Source organism: Stenotrophomonas sp. YJH_SMC_12-1, from assembly GCF_059370935.1.
In genome coordinates this window covers 160,060-183,208 of record NZ_JCAFUD010000003.1, presented here as the reverse complement: position 1 = coordinate 183,208, position 23,149 = coordinate 160,060, and the positions used below count along the sequence as shown (strand labels likewise).

The following is a 23,149-nucleotide window of genomic DNA, read 5'->3' as shown; positions in this document are numbered from 1 at the left end:
GGCCGCAACGGATGGATCAGAAGCGGTAATCGAAACCGAGCGTGAAGTAGCGGCCACGCAGGTCGTATTGGCTGAAGTCGTACGGCGCGCGGATGCCCGGGAACGAGGCGTCGTACGGCGGCGTCTTGTCGGCCAGGTTCTGCACCTTGGCATACACGGTCAGCTTGTCGATGCCGGTGTAGGCCAGGTACAGGTCGTACTGGCTGTAGCTGCCGACGCGCTGCTGCACGGCTTTTGCGGCGGTGCTGGCCTCCTGGCGGTAGCTGCTGGTGTAGTACCAGGTCACGGCTGCGTTGAAATCACCGTACTTCCAGTCCAGCGTGGTGGTGGCCTTGTCCTTGGGCAGGGTCGCGCCCAGGTTGCTGCCGGCGTAGTCGATCAGCGGCCCACCGACCACGGTCGGGCGACGGTAGTCGCGCACGTGGGTGTAGGCCGAGGACACGGTGAAGTCACCCAGTGCCGCGGTCGGGATGCGCTGGCGCAGCTCGACATCGATGCCCGAGGTCTTCAGCTCGCTCAGGTTCTGGTAGCGGTTGTAGACCGCCTGCAGCTTGCCACGCTCATCGCGCTGCACGGCGCCGGCCACGTTGTCGTTGACCAGGGTCTGGGTGTTGTTGGTGCCGACCAGGTTGTCCAGCTGGATGCGGTAGTAGTCCACGCTCAGGTTGGTGTTGGCCCACGGCGACAGCACCACACCGAAGTTGACGCTCCTGGTGCGCTCCGGCTTCAGTTCGTTGTTGCCGACGGTGAAGAAGGTGGGGTTCTGGCGCGAGCCCGGCACGTCCGGATCACGCGGGTCGACCACGCTGCCGTAGGCGATGCTGGTGCTGTTGGAGTTTTCCGACAGCGACGGTGCACGGAAGCCCTTCGACGCCGACGCACGCACCAGCAGGACATCCAGCGGCTGCCAGCGCAGGCCGATCTTCGGCGAGAACGCATCGCCGAAATCATCGTAGTGATCAGCGCGCGCGGCGGCGGACAGCTCCAGCGTCGAGGCCAGCGGCACGTTCACTTCGGCGTAGGCGGCACTGACCTGGCGCTTGCCGTGTACTTCGGCAATGGCCGGGCGCACCTGCAGGCCGGCATCGATCTGCCACGGATTGTTGGAGTCGAGCTTTTCGCGGCGCCACTCGGCGCCGGCGGCGAAGCCGATCTCGCCGGCCCAGGTGTGGCCCAGGCTGCCGGAAATCTTCGCATCGATGCCCTGCAGCTTGGATTCGGCCGGACGCAGCGTGGCGATGTTGATCGAATCACGCACCGACTGCGGCGTGGCCGCCGGGTTGAGCAGGTTGTAGCTGTCCGTGGCCAGCGCGTCGGCCAGCGCCCAGCGGTTGGCGAAGCCACCGGACACGCTCTCGCGCTCGCTGCTGCGTGCACCGAACGCGGCCACTTCCCAGTCCCACGACGCGGTGGTGCCACGCAGGCCGAACACGCCGCGGTAGGCGGTGGAACGGTTGGTCTTGATCGTGCCGCCCAGGTCGAAGAAGGTGTACTCGATCGGGATCGCGCGGCCGTACGGGTTGTACGGATTGTTGGCCGGCAGCAGCGACGACACCGGCTCGGCCAGGCCGCTGTTCGCGTTCAGTGCGAAGCGGCCGCTCTCCAGGGTGAAGAACGGGCTGCTGCCGAACCACGCGGCACTCTTGATCTGGCTGTACAGCACTTCGCCGAACGCTTCGACGTTGTCGTTCAGGCGGAAGGTACCGTTGGCGTAGGCCTGGTAGCGCTTGGTCGAGGGGATCAGCGTGGTGAACGGTGCCTGGTTGAAGCCGCAGGTGTCGCCGGCCAGGCCGTCGATCGGTGCGCTGGCGACGCGGGTGGTGCCGGTCGGGCAGTTACCGTTGGCATCGAGCATCGGCACCGAGACGCCGTTGACCAGGTAGCGCGCGCCCTTGGCCGACCAGCCGTTCCAGCGGCCACCCGGCTTGTCGGTGTAGATGCCGCTCCTGGTCAGGTTGCGCTCGTCCTGGTCCAGGCGCTCGCGGTTGTACCCCTGCAGGCTGAAGAGGATGTTGTAGCCATCGGTGTCGAGATCACCGAGGCCGCCGACGAACTTCAGGTTCTGCTCGTGCAGGCCGCCCTGGTCGGCACCACCGAAGCTGCCGCCGATCTCGGCGCCTTCGAAGTTCTGCCGGGTGATGATGTTGACCACGCCGGCCACGGCGTCGGAGCCGTACACCGCCGAGGCGCCGTCCTTGAGCACCTCAATGCGCTCGACCGCGACCAGCGGCAGCGCATTGAGATCGACGAAGGTGTCGGACAGGCCACCGGCCGGGAAGCCGTAGTTGGCCAGGCGACGGCCGTTGAGCAGCACCAGCGTGTTTTTCTGCGACAGGCCACGCAGGCCAATGCCGGCCGAGCCGGACGCCCAACCATTGTTGGTGGTTTCGTTGCTGGCGTTGCCGGTGTTGGCCGAGATCGAACGCAGCACATCGGCCACGGTGGCCTTGCCGGTCTGTTCCAGCTGTTGGCGGCCGATCACCTGCACCGGGTTGGAGGCCTCGGTATCGGCGCGCTTGATGTTGGAACCAGTGACGCGCACGGCGGCCAGGGTACTGGCTTCGCCACTGGCATCGGCGGAGGTTTCGGCGGCGGCGGACAAAGGCGCGGCCAGAGCGACGGCCAGGGCCGCCACGAGCAGGGTGTGCTTGGGCATGACGATGTGGGGGAGGTGGAAAGGGCGACGTAGTTCCGCAGTAGTCCATGCCTGGCCGGGGTCCGGCCAATAACATCTCTTCATACGGATACAAGAAAAGCTATCATCTCTTCATCCGGATGGAAAGAGTTACTTCACGAAAGCCCAACATCCGCTCAGGATGGCCGGCCACCTGCGGCGTACAATCGCGCCATGGAAATCTTCAAAGTCTTCATGCTCGAGGCGGCGCACCGCCTCCCCAACGTGCCGCCGGGGCACAAGTGCGCGCGCCTGCATGGCCACTCGTTCCGGGTGGAACTGAAGGTCGAGGGCGAGCCGGGGGCGCAGACCGGCTGGATCATGGACTTCGGCGACGTGAAGGCGGCCTTCCAGCCGATATACGACCGCCTGGACCATCACTACCTCAATGACATCCCCGGCCTGGAGAACCCGACCAGCGAGAACCTGGCGGTGTGGATCTGGAACGAACTCAAGCCCAGCCTGCCGGCGCTGAGCGAGATCACCGTGCACGAAACCTGCACCTCCGGCTGCCGCTACCGGGGCCCGATGGCCTGATCAACCCATTGATCTGAAAGGTTTTTCAAAGGCACCCTAGGCGCCTTTGTTATTTTTGTTGCAATGCGGCATCAAGAGCGTATGCTGCAATGCATCAAGCCACTCCCTGATGCCCCATGGCCGCCGCCTTCAGCGATCGCTTCAGTGATGCAACCCGCCAGCTCGCCGCCGCAGCAACCCGCGCGAACCGGTTGGCGTTGGAGAACGCGGAAAGCATGTTCGGCGTGCAGCTGAAGGCGATGGAGCGCAACCTGACCGCGACCGGCGGCTGGTTGGGTGAACTGGCCCGTAGTGACGACACGGCCGGGATGCTCAACAAGGGCGCACAGCTGTGGCAGGACAACCTGCAGCGGCTGGGGCAGGCCCATCAGGACGTGGTCGGTCTCGGCCTGCAGGCCGGCAAGGCCTGGTCCGAACTGGTGCAGGGCTACAACGAATCAACGGCGGACGCGAGCAACCACTGACGCGACGCAACGCTCATTGCGTGGGTCCCTCCCCCCACGCAATCCGGACCCGGCAGATCCCTCCCTCTGCCGGGTCTTTTTTTTGCCTGGCGTTTGGATACCGAAGTGCGTCTTCGCCCGACGTCTCTGCGAGCTGAAGGGCCCCGTCGGGGCAGGCAGGGGCCTGGGCAAATGTCCCCCGGCGCCGGCCGTTGGCCGTCACCTCCTCCTTTACTTTGCCCAAACCCCTGCCCGCCCCGACGAGGCTCGGTGTGCGGTGAGGAAAGCGCAGCACGCGCGGCCGCCTTTCAAGGAAGCGCCGACAAACTCCGAACGCCGGGCGGATGCCCTTGCGTACGAAGTAAAGGAGGAGGTGACGGCCAACGGCCGGCGCCGGAGGACATTCGTACGCAAGGGCATCCGCCCGGCGCCACGCAGAATGAATCCGCCACACGCGTGTCTTCGTCCCGATTCCCCGCGAACTGACGGGCCCCGCCGAGACAGGCATGGGCCTGGGCAAATGTCCCCCGGCGCCGGCCGTTGGCCGTCCCCTCCTCCTTTACTTTGCCCAACCCCCTGCCCGCCCCGACGAGGCTCGGCTTGCGGCAGGAAAGGAAAAGCGCAGCGCTCGCGGCGCCTTTCAACGAGGCGTCGACGAACTCCGAACGCAGGGCGTAGGCCCTTGCGTACGAAGTAAAGGGGGAGGTGACGGCCAACGGCCGGCGCCGGAGGACATTCGTACGCAAGGGCCTACGCCCTGCCCCGCGCAGAACACACCGCGAAGCAACTTCAACGCCCGCGATTGACGTGCCAGTGCTGGTGCCACGCCTGGAACATCAGCACGTTCCACAGGTGCGTGTGCCACTTGCGCTCACCCCGCAGGAACGCTTCCCAGATGCCGCGCACGCGTGCCGCATCGAAGCAGCCCTGGTTGCGCAGCAGCTGCGGGTCCAGCAACGCCTCCGCCCAGTCGCGCAGCGGGCCCGCCAACCAGCGCGCCATCGGCGGTCCGAAGCCGCGCTTGGGGCGATACACCAGCGGCTCCGGCAGATAGCGTGCCAGCAGATGCTTGAGGATCCGCTTGTGCTCCCCATCGTGGTACTTCAGGTGCTGCGGCAGGCGCCAGGCCAACCGCACCACCTCCATGTCCAGCAGCGGCGCGCGCGTCTCCACGCCCGCCGCCATGCCCGCGCGATCAACCTTGGCGAGGATGCCCTCCGCCAGATCCATGCGGAAATCCAGCAGCTGGATGCGGGCCTCGGCCGGCAGCGCCGTGTCCTGCTGCTGGAAGATCGTCATCGGCTCGCGTGCACCCAGCACCACCTGCGCCGGCTGCCGCCAGCGCGTCACGCGCTGCAGGTAGTGACCTTCCACGTCGTTGGCGGCGACTTCCGCCACCAGTGCGCGCCAGCCGCCCAGGCGGCCGCGCTCGACATTCATGCGGTTGCCACTGCGCCGCGCCAGATCACGCACCCAGTCCGGCAGGCCACCGCACAGGCGCGCATTGCGCAGCGCGCGGCCATAGCTGGGGTGGCCGAAGAACAGTTCATCGCCACCGTCGCCGGTGAGGGCCACCGGCTTGCGCGCGCCCAGCAGTTCACTGGCCAGCAGGGTCGGCAGCTGCGAGGCATCGGCGAACGGTTCGCACCAGACCTGCGGCAGCCGCTGCAGCAGATCCAGGCCTTGTCGCGCGTCCATCCGGTGCAGGTGGTGTTGCACGCCCAGATGCCGTGCGACCTGCGAGGCCCAATCGCTCTCGTCATGGCCGGGATCGTCGAAGCCAACCGTCCACGCTTCGATCGGAAGCGTCGACTGTGCCTGCATCATCGCCGTCACCAGCGAGGAATCGGTGCCGCCGGACAGGAACGCGCCGCAGGCCAGCGGCGAATGCATGCGTGCGGCGATGGCCTTCTGCAGCACAGCTTCCAGCTGGTCGGTCGCCTGCTCGAGGCTCGGCGCCGGCTGCAGCGGTTCCTGCAGTGCGCTCTGCATCGCATCGCGTGCGCACCAGTAGCGTGAACCACCCTGTGCGGCCTGGCTGGAGCCGCCAGCCGCATGGTCATTCAGATCGATGCGCAGCATCGCGCCTGCCACCAGCTTGTGGATGCCGCGGTAGATGGTGTGCGGTGCCGGCACGTAGTCATGGCGCAGCAGCAGGCTCAGCGCATCCTGGTCGATGCTCGGGGCGAAACCGGCAAAGGCCTGGAGTGCCTTCATTTCCGAGGCGAACAGGAACCGGCCCTGGTACCAGCCGTAGTACAGCGGCCGCTCGCCAACCGGGTCGCGGGCCAGCCACAGTTCGCGCGACTCGCGATCCCATACGCTGAAACCGAACGCGCCCTCGATGCGGGAAAGCGCCCGTTCCACGCCCCATTCGATGATCGCCTGCAGCAGCAGCCGCGCATCGCTGCAGCTGCGTGGCAGATCGCGCAGCTGCGACTGCAGGTCGGCCCGGTTGTACAACCGGCCATCCAGGCACAGCACGTAACGGCCACAGTCCGAACTCAGGGGCTGCAACGGCGTATCGGTTGGCGCCCGGCAGTGGCCCAGCGCCAGGCCGGCCTCGGCGTCGGTCCAGTAGCCGATGCGGCCCCGGCCGCGCTGCTGCAGGGCGCGCAGCATTGGCGCCAGCTGCTGCAGCAGGTGTTCGTCCTCGGCGGGCGGCAGCCAGGCCCCGACCACGCCGCTCATCGGGCACCTCCGCAGCGGCAGCGGCGGGACGGGTTCAGCAGGCAGGCGGCGGCGGGCGACATGGGAGCGACACGCGGAGCGGAGGAGACTCCATGCTCGGCCCGCCCCCGGCCCTGCGTCAGTCGCTTTGCTGTCAGCGATGGTCACCGTGCGTATCACGAAGGTAACGTTTTGTAACAGCATCAGGCTATGCTGGACGCCAAGTTGTTGCCAGGCCTGAGGCCCGGCCCGTGCGCCAGCAACCCCGGCTGAATGGCGCCCGCCCCCGGGACCCGGGCGGCCCGAAGGCTGGGATAGCATCGCCGCGCTCGTGCCGTGGCGGTACGTGTGCGTCCACGGAGGCCTTGAAAATGCTGGATATCGTACTGGTCGAAGACGATGCCCGCCTGGGTACGATGGTCAGCGACTATCTGCAGCGGCATGGCTACCAGGTGGCCCACGAGCGCAGCGGTGAGCGTGCGGTGGCCCGGATCCTGGCCGACAAGCCCGCCCTGGTCCTGCTCGATGTCGGCCTGCCCGACCAGGATGGTTTCGAAGTGTGTCGGCAGATCCGCCCCCACTATGACGGCATCATCTGCGTGCTGACCGCCCGCACCGACAACATCGACCAGGTGCTGGGACTGGAACTGGGCGCCGATGATTACATCGGCAAGCCGATCGAACCACGGGTGCTGCTGGCCCGCCTGCGCGCCCACCTGCGCCGTCACCGCCGGGTCGAACCACGCGACGGCAGCCTCCGCTTCGGCGAGCTGAGCATCGACCCGTCCACCCGCAACGTGCACCTGCAGGGCGCGCTGCTGGAGCTCACCACTGCCGAGTTCGACCTGCTGTTCCTGCTGGCCAGCAATGCCGGCCAGATCCTGGACCGCGATGCGCTGCTGCGCGGCCTGCGCGGGATCGCCTTCGACGGCCTGGACCGTTCGATCGATGCACGCATCTCGCGCCTGCGCCGCAAGCTGGGCGACAACCCTGAACAACCGGAGCGGATCAAGACCGTGCGGGGCCGCGGCTACCTGTTCAGCCGCTCGGCATGGGGATGAAGCGCACGCCCTCGGCGATGCGCGGCCACGCCTTCCACTTCCTGCGCTACGGCATCGCCTTCCTGGTCGCCCACCTGCTACTGATCGTGCTGGGCCTGTGGGCCTGGGATGCGCTGCTGGAAGACCGCACCGAAGCCGGACTGCTGGCCGAGATGCGCGGTACCCATGCCCTGCTGCAGCACCGCTTCGCCGAAACCCCGCGCGAGCAGTGGCCGACGCTGGCGCGCGAACTGGACGCCGACTTCGCCTATGCCCTGCGCATGGTGCCGTTGGCAGAGGCGATGAAGGCGCTGCCGGCCAGCCAGCGCCCCCCCTTCAGCAACGGCCGGGTGCAGATCGACCTGGAGCACATGCGCAGCCTGCAGCGGATCGGCGACAGCGACTACGCGGTGATGCTGGGGCCGTTGGACGAAGCGCTGCCTGACGAGGGCTGGCAGGACAGCGAAGTGTCAGGCGTGGCGATCCTGCTGCTGATCCTGATGGTGGCCGTGGCGCTGCCGATGTACGTGATGGTCTACCGCCTGTGGCGCGACGTCTCGCAGCTGGCCCAGGCCGCCCGGCAGATGCGCGACGGCCAGCTGGATACCCGCGCGCCGCGCGCCGGCACTGCGCTGGTGCGGCCGCTGGCCAATGCCTTCAATCACATGGCCGAGCAGCTGCAGCAGCTGCTGGAAAGCCAGCGCGTGCTGGCGCAGGCAGTGGCGCACGAAGTCCGCACGCCGCTGGCGCGGATGCGTTTCGGCCTGGCCGACCTGGAGGACACCGCGCTGGACGAGATCCAGCGTGATGCCTTGGGCGGCCTGCGCACTGATGTCGATCGGCTGCAGCACCTCACCGATGCCGGCGTCGAGTACGCCGCGCTCGGCCGCTGCCATCAGCTGACCCGCCAGCGCCTGCAGCTGGCGGCACTGGTACGTGGCGTGGTGGCCCAGTTCGCACCGCTGCCGATGCCGGTACAGCAGGTGCTGTCGCCGGCGGGCCTGGTCAACGTCAACCGGCACATGCTGGAACTGGCACTGCGCAACCTGCTCGGCAATGCCCTGCGCTATGCGCGGCGGCAGATCCGTATCGCCAGCACGGTCAACGACGGCTGGCTGTGCCTGCAGGTGGAGGACGATGGCCCCGGCATCGCACCCGAACTGCGCGGCCAGGTGCTGCAACCCTATGTGCGGCTGGATCCGGGCAGCCCCGGTTTCGGCCTCGGACTGGCGCTGGTGCAGGTGGTGGCCGACAAGCATGGCGGCCTGGTCGAAGTAACCGATTCGGAGCTGGGTGGTGCCTGCATCCGACTGCACCTGCCGCTGGAAAGCGGCGCTGCCGTCGAGTGCGATGCGGCCTGCTAGGCCGCTGGTTCCGCACGCGGCAACGCAAACGCGAACAACGCGCCGCGCTCGCTGTCACGCAGTTCGATGCGGCGGCCGTGCAACTGCACGATGCGCTGCACGATCAGCAGGCCCAACCCGCCGTTCTCTCCACGTCGCGCGCCCAGCGCGGCCGGTGCCTGGAACAGCTGCGTGCGCAGTGCAGGGGCAACACCAGGTCCATCATCGGCCACGCTGACCTCCACGCTGTCCGGCGTCGCGCGCAGGCACACCTCGATCCGCCCACCGTCGGGCGCATGCCGCAGCGCGTTGTCGAGCAGGTTGGTCAGCACCCGCTCGACCAGGCCCAGATCGGCGCGCACCAGCGGCAGGCCGGGTGGGAAGTCCGCGTGCAGGTACTGGTTGCGAGCCTGCGCCGCCAGCTCGAATTTCTGCAGCACGTCCTGCAGCAGCTCCGGCAATGCGAACACTTCCCACTCCAGGCGCACTTCGCCATGTTCCAGCCGCGCCAGCTCGAACAGCGCACGCGCAAGCCGGCCAACCTTGGCGCTCTGCGCCAGCGCGATACCGAGGTAGCGGCGGCGCTCGTCCGGCGACAGCGTGGCGTCCTTCAGCGCCAGCGTTTCCAGATAGCCGTGCAGCGACGACAACGGCGTGCGCAGGTCGTGCGAGATGTTGGCGACCAGCTCGCGGCGCTGCAGGTCCTGCTGGCGCAGCTGCTGCCACTGCTCGCCCAGCCGCTGCGCCATCTGCGCGTGTGCGTGCTCGAGGATCACCAGCTCGTCGCGCTCACCGGCGCGCAACGGCTCCGGCGGCGGCAACGGCGTGGGTGCGTCGATGTCGAAGGCCTGGATGCGCCGGGTCAGCCGCCGCAGCGGGCGCGTCACCCAGTAGAAGGCCACCAGCCCGGCCAGCAGGCCCAGGCTGCCGACCAGCATCACCGACCACAGCGTGGTGTTCCACTGGCTGCCGGCGGCAAGGTCGTCGGACAGCATCTGACGGTGTTCGCCGACCAGCACCACGTACACATAACCGGCCTGGCGACCCTGCACGATCAGCGGCGCGGCACTGAACACCTTGCGGCCGTCCGTGCTGCGCGGGTCATCGCCCAGGATCGGCAACGGTGCACCGGCCAGCAGCCGGCGCAGTGGTGCCACGTCCACCCGGTTGCGCACCAGATGGCCTGTTGGCGCATCGTGGCCGAGGATGCGGCCCTGGTCGTCCAGCAGGTAGACCTCGACGCTGGGGTTGACCGCCATCAGCTGGCCGAACAGCGCGCGCACGGCGGCATCACGCATGCCGCTGGTGTCCATCAGTTCGCTGCGCTGGGCAATGTGCTCGGCCAGGCCCAGCGACAACCGCTGCACCACTTCCTGCTCGTGGCGGGTGTTGGCGCGCATCTGCAGCGCCAGCAACGCCATGCAGCACATCAGCATCAGCGCAGCGATCACCGCCGCCAGCTTCTGCCACAGGTTCGGCTTGATCATGCCGCCGCCCCGGCAGGATCGACCAGCTTGTAGCCACGGCCCCACACCGTCAGCAGCCGCCGTGGATTGGCCGGGTCCCGCTCGATCTTGCTGCGCAGGCGATTGATGTGGGTGTTGACCGTGTGCTCGTAGCCATCGTGCTGGTAGCCCCAGACCTGGTTGAGCAGTTCCATGCGCGCGAACACCTGGTCCGGATGACGGGCGAAGAACAGCAGCAGGTCGAACTCGCGCGGGGTCAGCTCCAGTGCGTTGCCATCCACCGAGGCAGTACGCGCGACCGGGTCCAGCTGCAGACCGCCCAGCTCGATCGCGCCGGCATCGATGCGCGCGCTCTGCGCCATCGCCTCGGCCCGGCGCAGCAGCGCACGCACACGGGCCACCAGTTCCGGCATCGAGAAGGGCTTGGCCAGGTAATCATCCGCACCCAGTTCCAGGCCGACGATGCGCTGCGTTTCGCTGCCACGCGCACTGATGATGATGATCGGCACATAGCGCGCCATCGCGCGTGCACGCTGGCACACCTGCAGGCCGTCCACGCCGGGCAGCATCACGTCCAGCACCAGCGCATCCCATGGCCCTTCCTGCTCGAGCAGGCGCAGGCCGGCATCGCCGCTGGCGGCATGGGCGACGTCGTAGCCCTCATCGCCCAGATGCATGCGCAGCAGGTCGGCGATGTGGGCATCGTCTTCAACGATCAGCACGCGTTTGGTGGACATCGGCAGCTCGGGGCCAGTGGGGAGGCTGGCTGCATTGTGGCGCGGGATGGACGCCGATACCTCACGAAAAATTGAATCCTGCGTGAGGATTCGTTGACCCGGGCGGGCGCAGCATGGCCCCGTCGCCCCTTCCCGGAGTCCGCCATGTCCCTTACCCGACGCCATCTGCTGGGCCTGGGCGGTGTTGCCACCGCCGCCGGCCTGCTCGGCCTGGGGGCCTGCAGCCGTGCCGCCCCGGCCGCCGCTGAAGCGCGCCCGTCGCGACAGTTCGAGGTCATGCGCAGCGATGCCGACTGGCGCCAGCGCCTGACCCCGGCGCAGTACGCAGTGCTGCGCCAGCAGGCGACCGAGCGCCCGTACAGCAGCCCGCTCAACAAAGAACACCGGCAGGGCACGTTTGCCTGCGCCGGCTGTGCGCTGCCGCTGTTCTCCTCCTCCACCAAGTTCGAGAGCGGCACCGGCTGGCCCAGCTTCTGGGCGCCACTGCACAACGCCATCGGCGAAGACCGCGACGTCACCTTCGGCATGCTGCGGGTGGAGGTGCACTGCCGCCGCTGCGGTGGCCACCTCGGTCATGTGTTCAACGACGGGCCTCGCCCAACCGGACTTCGCTACTGCATGAACGGCGCAGCGATGGTGTTCGTTCCCGGTGCCGCTGAGGGCGGTACCGCCGATGGCTGGCGGGTGCCGGTCGGTTCTTCCCCTGCTTCCGGAGCCTGACGATGCTGCTGTTGCTGCTTGCCTACCTGGGGGGCGCGCTGACCCTGCTCAGTCCCTGCATCCTGCCGGTGCTGCCGTTCGTGTTCGCGCGTGCCGACCGCCCCTTCCTGCGCAGCACGCTGCCGCTGCTGCTGGGCATGGCACTCACCTTCACCGTGGTCGCCAGCCTGGCTGCGGTGGGCAGCCAATGGGTGGCACAGGCCAACCAGGTCGGACGCTGGATCGCCCTGCTGCTGATGGCGCTGTTCGCGCTGGCATTGCTGTGGCCACGACTGGCCGACCACCTGCTGGCGCCGTTCCAGCGCGTGGGTGCCCGCTTGAGCGCGCGTGCCGATGCGGCCGACGCAGCGGGGCGGGGCGGTGCGTGGACCTCGCTGCTGATCGGCATCGCCACCGGCCTGCTGTGGGCGCCCTGCGCCGGGCCGATCCTCGGCCTGGTGCTGACCGGTGCCGCGCTGCACGGGGCCAGCGCCGGCACCAGCACGCTGCTGCTGGCCTACGCACTGGGCGCGATTACCGCACTGGCGCTGGCGGTATGGGTAGGTGGCCGCGTGTTCCGCGCGCTGCAGGCGCGGCTCGGCCTCGGCGATGTGCTGCGCAAGGTACTGGGCGTGACCGCACTGCTGGCGGTGGTGGCGATCGGCCTGGGCTGGGATACCGGCCTGCTGACCCGCCTGTCCACGGTCAGCACCGCGCACATCGAGCAGGGCCTGCTGGATGCGGTACCCGGCGCGCAGCCGGCGGCTCCGCCGATGATGATGATGGCCGGTGCCAACGCCGCTGCCGATGCACCGCTGCCGGTGGAAGGCACCCTGCCCGCGCTGGACGGTGCCACCGGCTGGCTCAACAGCCCGCCGCTGACGGCCCAGCAGCTGCGCGGCAAGGTGGTGCTGGTCGATTTCTGGACGTACTCGTGCATCAACTGCCTGCGCGCGATGCCGTTCGTGCACGAATGGGAGCGCCGTTATCGCGACCACGGCCTGGTGGTGATCGGCGTGCACACCCCGGAATTCGCCTTCGAGCGTGACCCGCGCAACGTGATGAAGGCGGTGCAGCAGCTGAAGGTCGAGTACCCGGTGGCGCTGGACAACCAGTACACGATCTGGCGCGCGTTCAACAACCGCTACTGGCCGGCGCAGTACTTCGTCGATGCGCAGGGCAACATCCGCGGCCACCAGTTCGGCGAGGGCAACTATGCGCGCTCGGAACAGGTGATCCGTCGCTTGCTGACCGAGGCCGGCCAGACGAACCTGCCGGCGCCGGCCGATCCGGCCGCCGCCGATCTGAAGGGCGTGGCTGCGCAGGCCGACATGGGCAATCTGCGCTCGCCGGAAACCTATCTGGGCCACGCCCGTGCCGAGCAGTTCGCCTCGCCCGGTGGGCAGCGCAGCGACGCCGCGTTCGACTACACATTGCCGGCCACCCTGGCGTTGAACCAGTGGGGCCTGTCCGGACGCTGGACCGTTACCGACGAGGCTGCGCAGCTGCAGCAGGCCGGTGGCCGCATCGCCTTCCAGTTCCATGCGCGCGACCTGCACCTGGTGCTGGCACCGGGCCAGGAAGGAAAGCCGGTGCGCTTCCGCGTCCTGCTGGATGGCAAGCCATTGCCCGCCACCGATGCCGGCACTGATGTCGGCGCCGATGGCAGCGGCGTGGTCGACGAGCACCGCCTCTACCAGCTGGTGCGCCAACGCGGCACGGTCAGGCCGCACCGCTTCGAGATCGAATTCCTCGATGCGGGCGTGCAGGCCTATGCCTTCACCTTCGGTTGAACCGGGAGGACACGATGAAATTCTCCTTTGAGCAGGGCATTGCCGCTGGCGTTGCCGGACTGGTGGCCACGGCATTGATCGCCGGTGTGCTGCTGGTTGACCACGGCGCCATCGCGGCACCGGTCGAAGCCAGCGCGCAGACCCAGGCACTCCCTGTACCCACGGGCGACGCTGCGTTCCGCGATGACGCCACCCACGCCAGCGTGGTGTTTGCCGGCGGTTGCTTCTGGGGCGTGCAGGGCGTGTTCCAGCATGTCAAAGGCGTGAGTAATGCGGTGTCCGGCTACATCGGTGGCAGCGCTGCCAATGCCCGCTATGAACGGGTCAGCAGCGGTCAGACCGGTCATGCCGAAGCGGTGAAGGTCGACTACGACCCACGCCAGGTCAGCTATGGGCAGTTGATGCAGGTGTTCTTCTCGGTGGTGCACGACCCGACCCAGCTCAACCGCCAGGGGCCCGACCACGGCAGCCAGTACCGGTCGGCGATCTTCACTGATGACGCCCGCCAGCAGGCAGCCAGCCGCGCCTACATCGCCCAGCTCCGCCAGGCCGGCAGCTACCGCGCACCGATCGTCACCCAGCTGGTCAGCGGCCAGCGCTTCTACCCGGCCGAGAGCTACCACCAGAACTACATGACCAACTACCCGCAGGCCGCCTACATCCGCTACTACGACGCGCCAAAGCTGGCCGCGCTGGGCAGGCAGTTCCCGGCGTTGTACCGGCGCGATGCAGCGCTGGTGCCGATGCGCTGACGGCATTTCCGTGGGGCCGGCTGGCGCTCGGTGCGGCTCCTGCCGATGCGGTAACGCCCCGGGTAGTGCCGGCCGCTGGCCGGCTCTTGCGGTTCCAGGGATTGCCGGCCAGCGGCCGGCACTACCAAAAAAAGACGCACGGCCATCCAGCCGTGCGCTTGGAAAGTACCGGCCGTGCCCCGATCAGGCCCGGCCGACAACGACATGCTAGGCTCGCCGTCATCATGGGTACAGCACCAGATGGCGGGAAACTCGATGGATACAGATGATCAGAGCGCAATGATCCCCCCCCGCTACCAACGGCTGTCCGACGAACTGGCCGAGGCCATCCACGGCGGACGCCTTCCGGTAGGCAGCCGCCTGCCCTCGCTGCGGCAGATGGCCCTGCAGCGCCGGCTCAGCCTGAACACGGTGATCGCCGCCTACCGCCAGCTGGAAGACGCTGGTCTGGTCATTCCCCGGCCCAAGGCCGGCTTCGAGGTCGCGCCGCGGCTGTCGGTGCCGGAACGTTCGCTGCGCGACACACCGTCTGCGCCCACCGCGCCGCTGCAGCAGGTACTGATGGCCCGCGTGCTGGAAGCACAGCGCCGCCCCGGCGTGATCGACCTGGCCTTTGCCGGCCCGCGCGGTCGCCAGTTCTACCCCGGCGCGCAGCTGGCCAAGCACACGGCGCAGGTACTGCGCCATGGCCAGCAGACCGTGGAGACCTACGCACGCCCCAACGGCTCGCCACGGCTGCTGGCGCAGATCGTGCGCCGCGGCCCGCGCATGGGCCTGCATACCCACAGCGAACGCCTGCTGCTGACCCACGGTGCGATGGAAGGCCTGCAGCTGGCGCTGCGTGCAGTCACCCAGCCCGGTGATGCGGTCGGCATCGAGGCGCCGTCCTACTTCAACCTCTACCCGTTGCTGGCCAACCTCGGCCTGCAGGCCATCGAACTGCCCACCCACCCGCAGCTCGGCCTGGATGTGGATGCGCTGGATGCGCTGCTGGAGCACACGCCGCTGGCCGCACTGGTGGTGATGCCGACCGTGCACAACCCGCTCGGCTGCACCATGCCGACCGCCGCCAAGCAACGCCTGACCGAACTGGTCAATGCACGCCAGCTGCCGCTGATCGAAGATGCGGTGTATGCCGAGCTGCAGTTCTGCGAACCGCCGGCGCCGTTGCTGAAAGCCTTCGATCGCGATGGCTGGGTGATGGTGGTCGGCGGCTTTTCCAAGACGCTGGCGCCGGATTACCGCATCGGCTGGCTCGATGGCGGCCGCTTCGCCGAGCGCATCGCGCTGCTGAAATTCCAGTCCACCGGCGGCGAGCCGCAGCTGCTGGGGGACGCGGTGGCGGCCTATCTGGAAGCGGGCAGCTACGAGCACCACCTGCATCGCATGCGCCGCCTGTACCGCGAACAGGTCGGACGGCTGCGCCAGCTGGTGGCCGAACACTTCCCGGCCGGCACCCGCGCCACCGAACCGCAGGGTGGCTTCCTGCTGTGGCTGGAACTGCCCGGCGTGGACACGCGCGAGCTGTTCGAGCGTGCACTGCAGGAGGACATCGTGTTCATGCCCGGCCAGGTGTATTCACGCGGCGCGCGGTATCGCCATTGCCTGCGGCTGTCGTGCTGCCAGACGCTGGATGCACGCTTCATCGGCGCGGTGGAGCGGCTGGGCGCGATCGCGCGGGAGCTGGCGGCCGCAGCACGGTAGTGCCGGCCGCTGGCCGGCAACTGCACGCAGGTGGATACATCGAGGTTGCCGGCCAGCGGCCGGCACTACCCTAGGTCAATCGAGCAGATGCGTGCTCAGGATCTGGCCATCCGCTCCCGGCAGATGTGGCAGCCGCCCCCAGCACGGCATCGGCAGGCGCTGCTGCAGCGTTGCGATGTTCTCATCCTGGCGCTGCATCGCCGGGTCGATGTGGTTGCCGATCCAGCCCAGGCACTCCACCCCTTCGGCCTGCAACGACTGCGCGGTCAGTCGCGCGTGGTTGACGCAGCCCAGCCGCATGCCCACCACCAGCAACACCGGCAACCGCAATGCGCGCACCAGGTCGAGCTGGTCGAGCGTGGCCGAGACCGGTGCCAGCCAACCGCCAACCCCCTCCACCACCACGACATCGGCCTGCGCGCGCAGCCGCTCGAACGCTGCCATGATCGGTGCCAGCTCCACCTGCACGCCGTCCTCGGCAGCGGCCAGCTCCGGTGCCAGCGGCTGGCGCAACGCATACGGGTTCAGATCGGCATAGTCCGGTACCGGCCAGCTGGCCGCCTGCAGCGCCAATGCGTCTTCGTTGCGCAGGCCCTGGCCCAGGTCTTCGCTGCCGCTGGCCACCGGCTTCATGCCCACCGCGCGCAGGCCGCGCCGGCGCAGTGCGTGCAGCAGCGCGGTGCTGGCCGCGGTCTTGCCGATCTCGGTATCGGTGCCGGTGACGAACAGGGCGGGCGGCAGCGTGGCGGGCAACGGCATCGACGGGCTCCAACGGGGCAACAGAGCGTGCATTATCGCCGGCCCGGCACGCTTGCTAGACTGCTGGCATGTTCGCCAATGCCTCGCTCACCGGCAGCAAGCCGGAACAATACGCCCAGCTGCTGGAACAGGCCCGTGGCCTGGTCTACGCCGAGTCCGACCGCATCGCCAACGCGGCCAACCTCTCGGCCCTGGTCTACCACGCCCTGCCCGACCTGAACTGGGTGGGCTTCTACCTGTACGACGGCAAGGAACTGGTGGTTGGCCCGTTCCAGGGCCTGCCGGCCTGCGTGCGCATCCCGCTGGACAAGGGCGTGTGCGGTGCCGCCGCCAGCCAGCGCGTGACCCAGCGCGTAGAGGACGTCGACGCCTTCCCCGGCCACATCGCCTGCGATTCGGCCTCGCGCTCGGAACTGGTGGTGCCGCTGCTGCGCGGCGATGAACTGATCGGCGTGTTCGACATCGACAGCCCGAAGGTCGGCCGCTTCGATGCCGACGACCAGGCTGGCCTGGAAGCCATCGCCCGCGTGTTCGTCGAGGCGCTGGGATGAGCGCACCGAAGCTGCGCAACATCGGCCCGAAAAGTGCGGCGTGGCTGCGCCAGGTCGGCCTGCGCAGCCGCGACGACCTGGTCGCGATCGGAGCCGTCGGCGCCTTCGTCAAGGTCAAGCGCGCCGGCTTCAAGCCCAGCCTGAACCTGCTGTACTCGCTGGAAGGCGCGTTGCTGGACTGCCATTGGCAGGAGCTGAGCGAGCCACAGCGTGAAGCACTGGTGCAGGATTACGAAGCACGCATCGCTGCGCATCCGCTGAAGGCAGCCGGCCCGGCGTCGGGCCCAGTGCATGAGCAGCGCTTCGATGCCGACGATGACGCTGAGGACAGCGTGGCCGAGGGCGCGGACGAGGATTGAGGCCTCCGCGTTCCTGGGGATGCCGGCCAGCGGCCGGCACTACCAGTGTGATGCGGGATCGGTAGCGCCGGGCCATGCCCGGCGAGTGCGCTCAGGGCTGCTGCAGCTCCAGCAGCTCACCCACCAGCCCGATCTCGCCGCGCTCCAGCCACACCCGCAGGCGCGTGCCGTGGTCGATACGCAGCGCCCAGCACAGCGACATGGGCAGGCCGCAGACCTGCGACAGCACCATGCGCAACGGGCCGCCATGGCTGACCACCAGCGTCGGCACCGGATCGTCATCATCGAGCAGGCAATCCAGCGCGCGCGCGATGCGCCGCTCGAAGTGGCCCCAGCTCTCGCCATTGGGCGGCGGGAACGCGTGCGGGTCGGCATGGAAGGCCGCCAGTGCATCCTCCGGCAAGTCGAACAGCGACCGCCCGTCCCAATCGCCGAAGTCCAGCTCTTCCCATTCCTCGTCCGCTTCCACGTCCAGCCCACGCGGCGTGGCCAAGGCCATCGCCGTATGCAGCGCGCGCAACCGCGGTGAACTGATCACCCGCTCCCAGCGTTGCCCGGCATAGGCCTCGACCAGCTCCTGCGGCAGCCCGGCCAGCTGCGGTGGGTCGCTGCGGCCATCAAGGAACTCGTCACGGCCATTGCCGGCATGGCGGACCAGGTCGAGGATCATGCGGGCGTCCCGGACGGGCGACGCAGGTACAGCGGAAAACGGGCGGACATCGGCAACGGCACCACGGGATCGAGCAACCATTCTAAAGGCACAGCAAAGGCAGTCGCGCAGGCGCGACGCAACGGGACGGCCTGCGATGCCGTAGACTGCGCCCACTTCCAGGTGACCTGCGGCCATGGCCGGCAGGTTGAAACGGGAAGCCGGTGACGCGTGATTCCACGCCAGGCCGGCGCTGCCCCCGCAACGGTAAGCACGTCAGTTCCAGGCAACACCGCCACTGTGCCGCAGGCATGGGAAGGCGCCTGGACGGTGGCCTCGCGCCACCCGGCGGCAAGCCCGGAGACCGGCCCGGAAGCCTCAGGTCGCGATGCGGTGGGCATGGCGCTGGATGACCGTGGCGTGCGCTGCGGCATCGGCGCACGCCTGCCTTCGCGGCTCCTCCCCTTCGCCACGCGGGCGTGCGTGGCACCTGGAGTCCCCCATGAAGCTGCAGTCCCGAATGCTGTCCCTGGCCGTGCTGGCCACCCTGCCCGCGCTGGCCCAGGCCGCCGATGACACCACTGCGCTCGACCAGATCCTGGTCACCGCCACCCGCACCCCGATCGCCCTGCAGGACAGTATCGCGCCGGCGCAGGTGATCGACCGCGCGCAGATCGAATCCAGCCAGGCCACCTCGCTGCAAGAGCTGCTGCGCGGCCGCGCCGGCATCAACCTGACCAATGCCGGCGGCCTCGGCAAGCAGAGCTCGCTGTTCCTGCGCGGCACCAACTCGGGCCACACCGTGGTGCTGGTGGACGGCGTGCGCATCAACAGCGCCGACCTCGGCCTGGCCATGTACCAGGACCTGCCGCTGGCGCAGATCGAGCGCGTGGAAATCGTGCGCGGCCCGCAGTCGAGCTTGTACGGCGCCGACGCCATCGGTGGCGTGATCCAGATCTTCACCCGCCGCAACCAGGGCGATTTCGCCCCGCACTTCCAGCTTGGCGGTGGCAGCAACGGCCTGCGTGAAGCCAGCGGTGGCATTGGCGGCGGTACCGAACGCGGCTGGTTCGGTGCCGACATCGCCTACCAGCATTCCGACGGCATCGATGCCTGCCGCGGCTCGGCCACGCTGTTCACCGGCTGCTTCGCCGACGAGCCCGACCGCGACGGTTACCGCAACCTGTCCAAGAGCCTGCGCGGTGGCTACACCTTCAACGACCAGTGGAACGTGGAAGGCAGCGCCCTGCGCGCCGACGGCAAGAACCATTACGACGGTTACTACAACTATTCGGAAACCCGCCAGCAGGTGCTGGCCGGCAAGGTGCGCTACACCCCTTCCGAGCGCCTGGCATTCACCGCAAACGTCGGGCGCAGTGACAACGAGTCGGACAACTTCGGCGACTTCGGTGCACGTGGCAGCGCACAGACCCACCGCGACAGCGCCTCCCTGCAGGGCGATTTCGGCGTGGCCGAGGGCCAGCTGCTGAGCGCAGGCGTGGACTGGAGCGAAGACAACCTGGATGGCAGCAGCGCGGGTTACCTGGTCGACAGCCGCCGCAACACCGGCGTATTCGTGCAGTACCAGGGCCGCTTCGGCCGCCACCAGCTGCAGGCCAGCGCACGCAACGACGACAACCAGCAGTTCGGCAACCACGCCACCGGCAGCGTTGGCTGGGCGATGGAGCTGGGCCACGGCCTGCGCCTCAACGCCAGCTATGGCACGGCGTTCAAGGCACCGACCTTCAGCGATCTGTACGACCCGTGGAGCGGCGTGCCGACGTTGAAGCCGGAGAAGTCCAAGAGCGCCAACCTCGGCGTTTCGCAGCAGGGCCAGGGCTGGCACTGGGGCCTGGACGTGTATGAAACCCGCATCGATGACCTGATCACCTACGATGCGGCAACCTTCAAGATGCAGCAGGTGGAGAAGGCCCGCATCCGCGGTGCCGAACTGACCGGTGGCGTGCTGCTGGCCGGCTTCGACATCAACGCGCAGCTGAGCTACACCGACCCGCGCAACCGCACCGGCGGCAGCACCCAGTTCGACAACTGGCTGCCACGCCGCGCGCAGCAGACCGCGCGCCTGGACATCGACCGTCGCTTCGGCGATTTCCGCGCAGGCCTGACCGTGCAGGGTGCCGGCAAGCGCTACGACGATGCCTCGAATGCGGTGAAGGTGGGCGGCTACGGTACGCTGGATGTTCGCGCCGAATACGCACTGACGCCATCGTGGTCGCTGCTGGCACGTGCCGCCAACGTCTTCGACCGTCGCTACGAAACGGTGGCATGGTTCAACCAGCCCGGCCGCGAGTACCAGTTGAGCGTGCGTTACCAGCCGAAGTGAGCGCAACGTTCATGGTAGTGCCGGCCACTGGCCGGCAACATCATGACCTTCGGCAACGCATCCCGGGTTGCCGGCCAGCGGCCGGCACTACCCATTGCGTTGGCCGGCTTATCGGCCGGCGGCCAACCCCGGCAGTTCACGCAGGTCGTCGATCACCGCCACCGCATGCGCGGTGGCCAGGTCCAGGCCGCGCGGATAGCCGTAGCGCACCAGCGCGATCGGCATGCCGGCCTCTTCGGCGGCGCGGTAGTCGGTCAACGAATCACCCACCATCAGGCAGGACTCCACCGGCAGCCCGAAGTGCGCGGCGATGTGCCGCAGTGGCTCGCCACTGGGCTTGCGCTGCGGCAGCGAATCCCCCCCCAGTACCAGCGCGAATGCATCATCGATACCCAGGTGCTGCAGCAGCGGCGGCACCAGTGCTTCGGGCTTGTTGGTGCAGATCGCCAGCGGCACGTTGCGCGCACGCAGTTGCGCCAGCGCTTCGCCCACGCCGTCGAACAGTCGCGGGCTGCGCAGCAGGCACTCACGGTAGTGCACCATGAACACCGGCATCACCTCCGCCAGGTCCACCTCGCTGCCGGCGGCCTGCACCGCCTGTTCGACCAGACGACGCACACCGTCGCCGATCCAGCCCAGAACCGTGGCTTCCGGCACGCGCGCCAGGCCGATGTCTTCCAGCGTGCGGTTCAGTGCTTCGGCAATATCGGCAGCGCTGTCGACCAGCGTGCCATCGAGGTCGAACACGACCAGCGGATAGGGATACGACAAGGGAACGGCACCTGTGCGACGTGGGGCCGTCCATTGTACGCCGCTGGTTTTTGCACCGATCCGCCTCAGCCGATCCGGCGCGCGCGGGTAGCCAGGAAGGTGGGCAGATAGCGGTCGATCAGGAAGCGCGGCTGCGGCTGCCAGTCTTCCATGAAGCGATCGATCACGAAGCCGGCATCCAGCTGTCCACCGATCAGTTCTGTCAGGCTGTGGCCGAAGGTCAGCGCATCACCCCGCGCCAGCTTCGCCTCGCGCTCGGCCGGTGGCAGGTCTTCCAGATCCGAATAGGGAATGGCGTACTGCGGCCGGATCAGGCCCTGTGCATCAAGCTGCGGATCGCGCGCGCCGACGAACAGCACCGGGTTGTAGAAGCTGGCCATCAGCATGCCATCGCGCGCCAGCACGCGGCGGCATTCGGTCCACACCGGGCGCACATCGGGCACATACAGGTTGGAGATCGGGTGGAACACCACATCGAAGCTGTCGTTGGCGAATACGTGCAGGTCGCGCATGTCGCCCTGCACCGTGCGCAGCCGCAGGCCGTCGCGCGCCGCCACGCTGCGGTCCTGTTCCAGCTGCCCATCGGACAGATCGAACACAGTGACGTCGGCCCCGGCCGCCGCCAGCACCGGTGCCTGCTGGCCACCGCCCGAGGCCAGGCACAGGACCCGGCGGCCGCGCACATCACCCAGCCAGTCCAGCGGCAGGGCACGGGGCGTCAGGTGCACCTGCCAACGTCCTTCGCGCGCGGCGGCAATGGTTGAACTTTCCACCGGGCGCGACCATTCGCGCACTTCGCTGGCCTGGCGGTCCCAGGCAGCACGGTTGTGGTCGATCAAGGCCTGTCCGTGGTTCATGTGTTCTCCTTGCCCGGTGGGCGCCAATCCAGATCCTGGAAGGCCGGGCTGGCGAAACACTCGGCCAGGAAGTCCAGGAATCGCCGCATGATAGCGGGCTGCTGGCGCCGTGATGCGTACACGGCATGAATGCCGAGTTCGTCCAGACTGAACTCGGGCAACAACTCGATCAGCTCGCCACTGCGCAGCAGTGGCGCCACCTGGTAGGTCGGCAGCATCGCGATGCCGGCGCCTGCACGTACCGCCTCCAGCAACAGCGACGCTTCATTGGCGCTGATGTTGCCGCCCACCGCCACCGACAGCGAACGCCCATCGCGGTGCAGCTGCCACAGGCTCTTGCCCACGTAGTGATGGGTCAGGCAGTTGTGCCCGGCCAGGTGTTCCGGGGCGGTAGGCGTACCGCGCGCCTGCAGGTACGACGGCGTCGCGCACAGCACCGAGCGGCAGGTGGCCAGCCGTCGTGCGATCAGGCTGGGATCGATCTGGCGGGCGATGCGCACGGCAAGGTCCACCCGCTCTTCCACCAGGTTCACCATGCGGTCGACCAGCAGCAGTTCAATGCGCGCCGCCGGATGGCGTGCGACGAAACCGGCCACCGCACGCGCCAGGTGGCTTTGCCCGAACGACACGCTGGCGGTCACCCGCAGCGTGCCATGCGGTTCGGGATCGTCGCTGGCCAGCTCGCCCTGCAGTTCCTCGCCGATGGCCAGTATCTGCCGGAAGCGCGCCAGCGCCGCCTCGCCGGGGCCGGTCAGGCTGACCCGGCGCGTGGTCCGGTGCAGCAGGCGCGCGCCCAGCCAAGCCTCGACCTCGGCCAGGTAGCGGGTAACCATCGCCCGCGACATGTCCAGCACCTCGGCGGCGGCGGTGAGGCTGCCGCGCTCGGCCACCTCGACGAATACGGTCATGGCGGTCAGTCGGTCCATATGCTCGATCCATGCAACAAACAAGCGCGTTATACGCTGTTTTTCGATCGACTGCAGCGGCCTAGAGTGGCCCCA

The 23,149-nt window shown here is 68.3% G+C and carries 20 protein-coding genes and 1 riboswitch; of the genes, 11 read left to right on the top strand and 9 right to left on the bottom strand.

The annotated features are described in order from the left end of the window. Positions 1–16: 16 nt before the first annotated feature. A complete protein-coding gene (locus AC5P8Y_RS07035) occupies positions 17–2,656 on the bottom strand; it encodes a TonB-dependent receptor plug domain-containing protein (protein WP_329772171.1) in 2,640 nt (879 codons plus the stop codon). A 192-nt stretch (positions 2,657–2,848) separates the two neighbouring features. Between AC5P8Y_RS07035 and queD the strand changes: the two genes are divergently transcribed. Both queD and AC5P8Y_RS07025 read left to right on the top strand, forming a co-directional pair. Continuing rightward, a complete protein-coding gene (gene queD, locus AC5P8Y_RS07030; RefSeq protein WP_033835414.1) occupies positions 2,849–3,211 on the top strand; it encodes a 6-carboxytetrahydropterin synthase QueD in 363 nt (120 codons plus the stop codon). Positions 3,212–3,327: 116 nt separating this feature from the next. After that, positions 3,328–3,675 (top strand): phasin family protein, encoded by a 348-nt coding sequence (locus AC5P8Y_RS07025; RefSeq protein WP_033835413.1) that lies wholly within the window; start codon positions 3,328–3,330, stop codon positions 3,673–3,675. A gap of 768 nt (positions 3,676–4,443) precedes the next feature. Here AC5P8Y_RS07025 and asnB read toward each other — a convergent pair. Next, positions 4,444–6,345, bottom strand: coding sequence for an asparagine synthase (glutamine-hydrolyzing) (gene asnB, locus AC5P8Y_RS07020; RefSeq protein WP_088436423.1), 1,902 nt, complete (start codon positions 6,343–6,345; stop codon positions 4,444–4,446). A 350-nt stretch (positions 6,346–6,695) separates the two neighbouring features. Here asnB and AC5P8Y_RS07015 point away from each other — a divergent pair, with 350 nt between their 5' ends. Both AC5P8Y_RS07015 and AC5P8Y_RS07010 read left to right on the top strand, forming a co-directional pair. Further along, positions 6,696–7,385 carry a winged helix-turn-helix domain-containing protein gene (locus AC5P8Y_RS07015; protein ID WP_005407950.1) on the top strand — a complete coding sequence of 230 codons (690 nt, stop codon included), beginning with the start codon at positions 6,696–6,698 and terminating at the stop codon, positions 7,383–7,385. After that, positions 7,382–8,728, top strand: coding sequence for an ATP-binding protein (locus AC5P8Y_RS07010; protein WP_495201876.1), 1,347 nt, complete (start codon positions 7,382–7,384; stop codon positions 8,726–8,728). The genes AC5P8Y_RS07015 and AC5P8Y_RS07010 overlap by 4 nt, the downstream gene beginning before the upstream one ends. Here AC5P8Y_RS07010 and AC5P8Y_RS07005 read toward each other — a convergent pair. Both AC5P8Y_RS07005 and AC5P8Y_RS07000 read right to left on the bottom strand, forming a co-directional pair. Beyond that, the gene (locus AC5P8Y_RS07005; protein WP_049402694.1) at positions 8,725–10,194 is read right to left on the bottom strand and encodes a sensor histidine kinase; all 1,470 of its coding nucleotides are present in this window, start codon (positions 10,192–10,194) and stop codon (positions 8,725–8,727) included. The genes AC5P8Y_RS07010 and AC5P8Y_RS07005 overlap by 4 nt on opposite strands. Next, positions 10,191–10,910 (bottom strand): response regulator transcription factor, encoded by a 720-nt coding sequence (locus AC5P8Y_RS07000; RefSeq protein WP_049402693.1) that lies wholly within the window; start codon positions 10,908–10,910, stop codon positions 10,191–10,193. The genes AC5P8Y_RS07005 and AC5P8Y_RS07000 overlap by 4 nt, the downstream gene beginning before the upstream one ends. Before the next feature lie 144 nt (positions 10,911–11,054). Between AC5P8Y_RS07000 and msrB the strand changes: the two genes are divergently transcribed. The 4 genes from msrB to AC5P8Y_RS06980 all read left to right on the top strand — a co-directional run bounded on the left by msrB (position 11,055) and on the right by AC5P8Y_RS06980 (position 15,858). Then, entirely contained in the window at positions 11,055–11,630 is a 576-nt protein-coding gene (msrB, locus tag AC5P8Y_RS06995; RefSeq protein WP_005407946.1) for a peptide-methionine (R)-S-oxide reductase MsrB, read from the top strand. Between the two features lie 2 nt (positions 11,631–11,632). After that, positions 11,633–13,402, top strand: a complete 1,770-nt coding sequence (locus AC5P8Y_RS06990; protein ID WP_495201875.1) for a cytochrome c biogenesis protein DipZ — start codon at positions 11,633–11,635, stop codon at positions 13,400–13,402. 14 nt (positions 13,403–13,416) lie between these two features. Further along, positions 13,417–14,154 (top strand): peptide-methionine (S)-S-oxide reductase MsrA, encoded by a 738-nt coding sequence (gene msrA, locus AC5P8Y_RS06985; protein ID WP_495201874.1) that lies wholly within the window; start codon positions 13,417–13,419, stop codon positions 14,152–14,154. A gap of 255 nt (positions 14,155–14,409) precedes the next feature. Next, positions 14,410–15,858, top strand: coding sequence for an aminotransferase-like domain-containing protein (locus AC5P8Y_RS06980; RefSeq protein WP_495201873.1), 1,449 nt, complete (start codon positions 14,410–14,412; stop codon positions 15,856–15,858). A 75-nt stretch (positions 15,859–15,933) separates the two neighbouring features. Here AC5P8Y_RS06980 and bioD read toward each other — a convergent pair whose 3' ends face one another. After that, the gene (bioD, locus tag AC5P8Y_RS06975; RefSeq protein ID WP_495201872.1) at positions 15,934–16,617 is read right to left on the bottom strand and encodes a dethiobiotin synthase; all 684 of its coding nucleotides are present in this window, start codon (positions 16,615–16,617) and stop codon (positions 15,934–15,936) included. Positions 16,618–16,685: 68 nt separating this feature from the next. Between bioD and AC5P8Y_RS06970 the strand changes: the two genes are divergently transcribed. Continuing rightward, positions 16,686–17,168 carry a GAF domain-containing protein gene (locus tag AC5P8Y_RS06970; RefSeq protein WP_005407940.1) on the top strand — a complete coding sequence of 161 codons (483 nt, stop codon included), beginning with the start codon at positions 16,686–16,688 and terminating at the stop codon, positions 17,166–17,168. Then, on the top strand, positions 17,165–17,527 hold the full coding sequence (locus tag AC5P8Y_RS06965) for a TfoX/Sxy family protein (protein WP_005407939.1): 363 nt from the start codon (positions 17,165–17,167) through the stop codon (positions 17,525–17,527). Before AC5P8Y_RS06970 ends, AC5P8Y_RS06965 begins: the two co-directional genes overlap by 4 nt. 91 nt (positions 17,528–17,618) lie before the next feature. Here AC5P8Y_RS06965 and AC5P8Y_RS06960 read toward each other — a convergent pair whose 3' ends face one another. Further along, complete coding sequence (locus AC5P8Y_RS06960; RefSeq protein ID WP_049402688.1) at positions 17,619–18,197, bottom strand: histidine phosphatase family protein; 579 nt, start codon at positions 18,195–18,197, stop codon at positions 17,619–17,621. 143 nt (positions 18,198–18,340) lie between these two features. Then, positions 18,341–18,563, top strand: a riboswitch (cobalamin riboswitch). 115 nt (positions 18,564–18,678) lie between these two features. Here AC5P8Y_RS06960 and btuB point away from each other — a divergent pair. Next, positions 18,679–20,520, top strand: a complete 1,842-nt coding sequence (gene btuB, locus AC5P8Y_RS06955; protein WP_049402687.1) for a TonB-dependent vitamin B12 receptor — start codon at positions 18,679–18,681, stop codon at positions 20,518–20,520. 108 nt (positions 20,521–20,628) lie between these two features. On the opposite strand, the gene gph is transcribed toward btuB, so the two are convergent. The 3 genes from gph to AC5P8Y_RS06940 all read right to left on the bottom strand — a co-directional run bounded on the left by gph (position 20,629) and on the right by AC5P8Y_RS06940 (position 23,074). Beyond that, positions 20,629–21,291 carry a phosphoglycolate phosphatase gene (gph, locus tag AC5P8Y_RS06950; protein WP_111109128.1) on the bottom strand — a complete coding sequence of 221 codons (663 nt, stop codon included), beginning with the start codon at positions 21,289–21,291 and terminating at the stop codon, positions 20,629–20,631. A 65-nt stretch (positions 21,292–21,356) separates the two neighbouring features. Beyond that, the gene (locus tag AC5P8Y_RS06945; RefSeq protein WP_049402685.1) at positions 21,357–22,148 is read right to left on the bottom strand and encodes a class I SAM-dependent methyltransferase; all 792 of its coding nucleotides are present in this window, start codon (positions 22,146–22,148) and stop codon (positions 21,357–21,359) included. Beyond that, positions 22,145–23,074, bottom strand: coding sequence for a LysR family transcriptional regulator (locus tag AC5P8Y_RS06940; protein ID WP_111109130.1), 930 nt, complete (start codon positions 23,072–23,074; stop codon positions 22,145–22,147). Before AC5P8Y_RS06940 ends, AC5P8Y_RS06945 begins: the two co-directional genes overlap by 4 nt. Between the last annotated feature and the right edge of the window lie 75 nt (positions 23,075–23,149).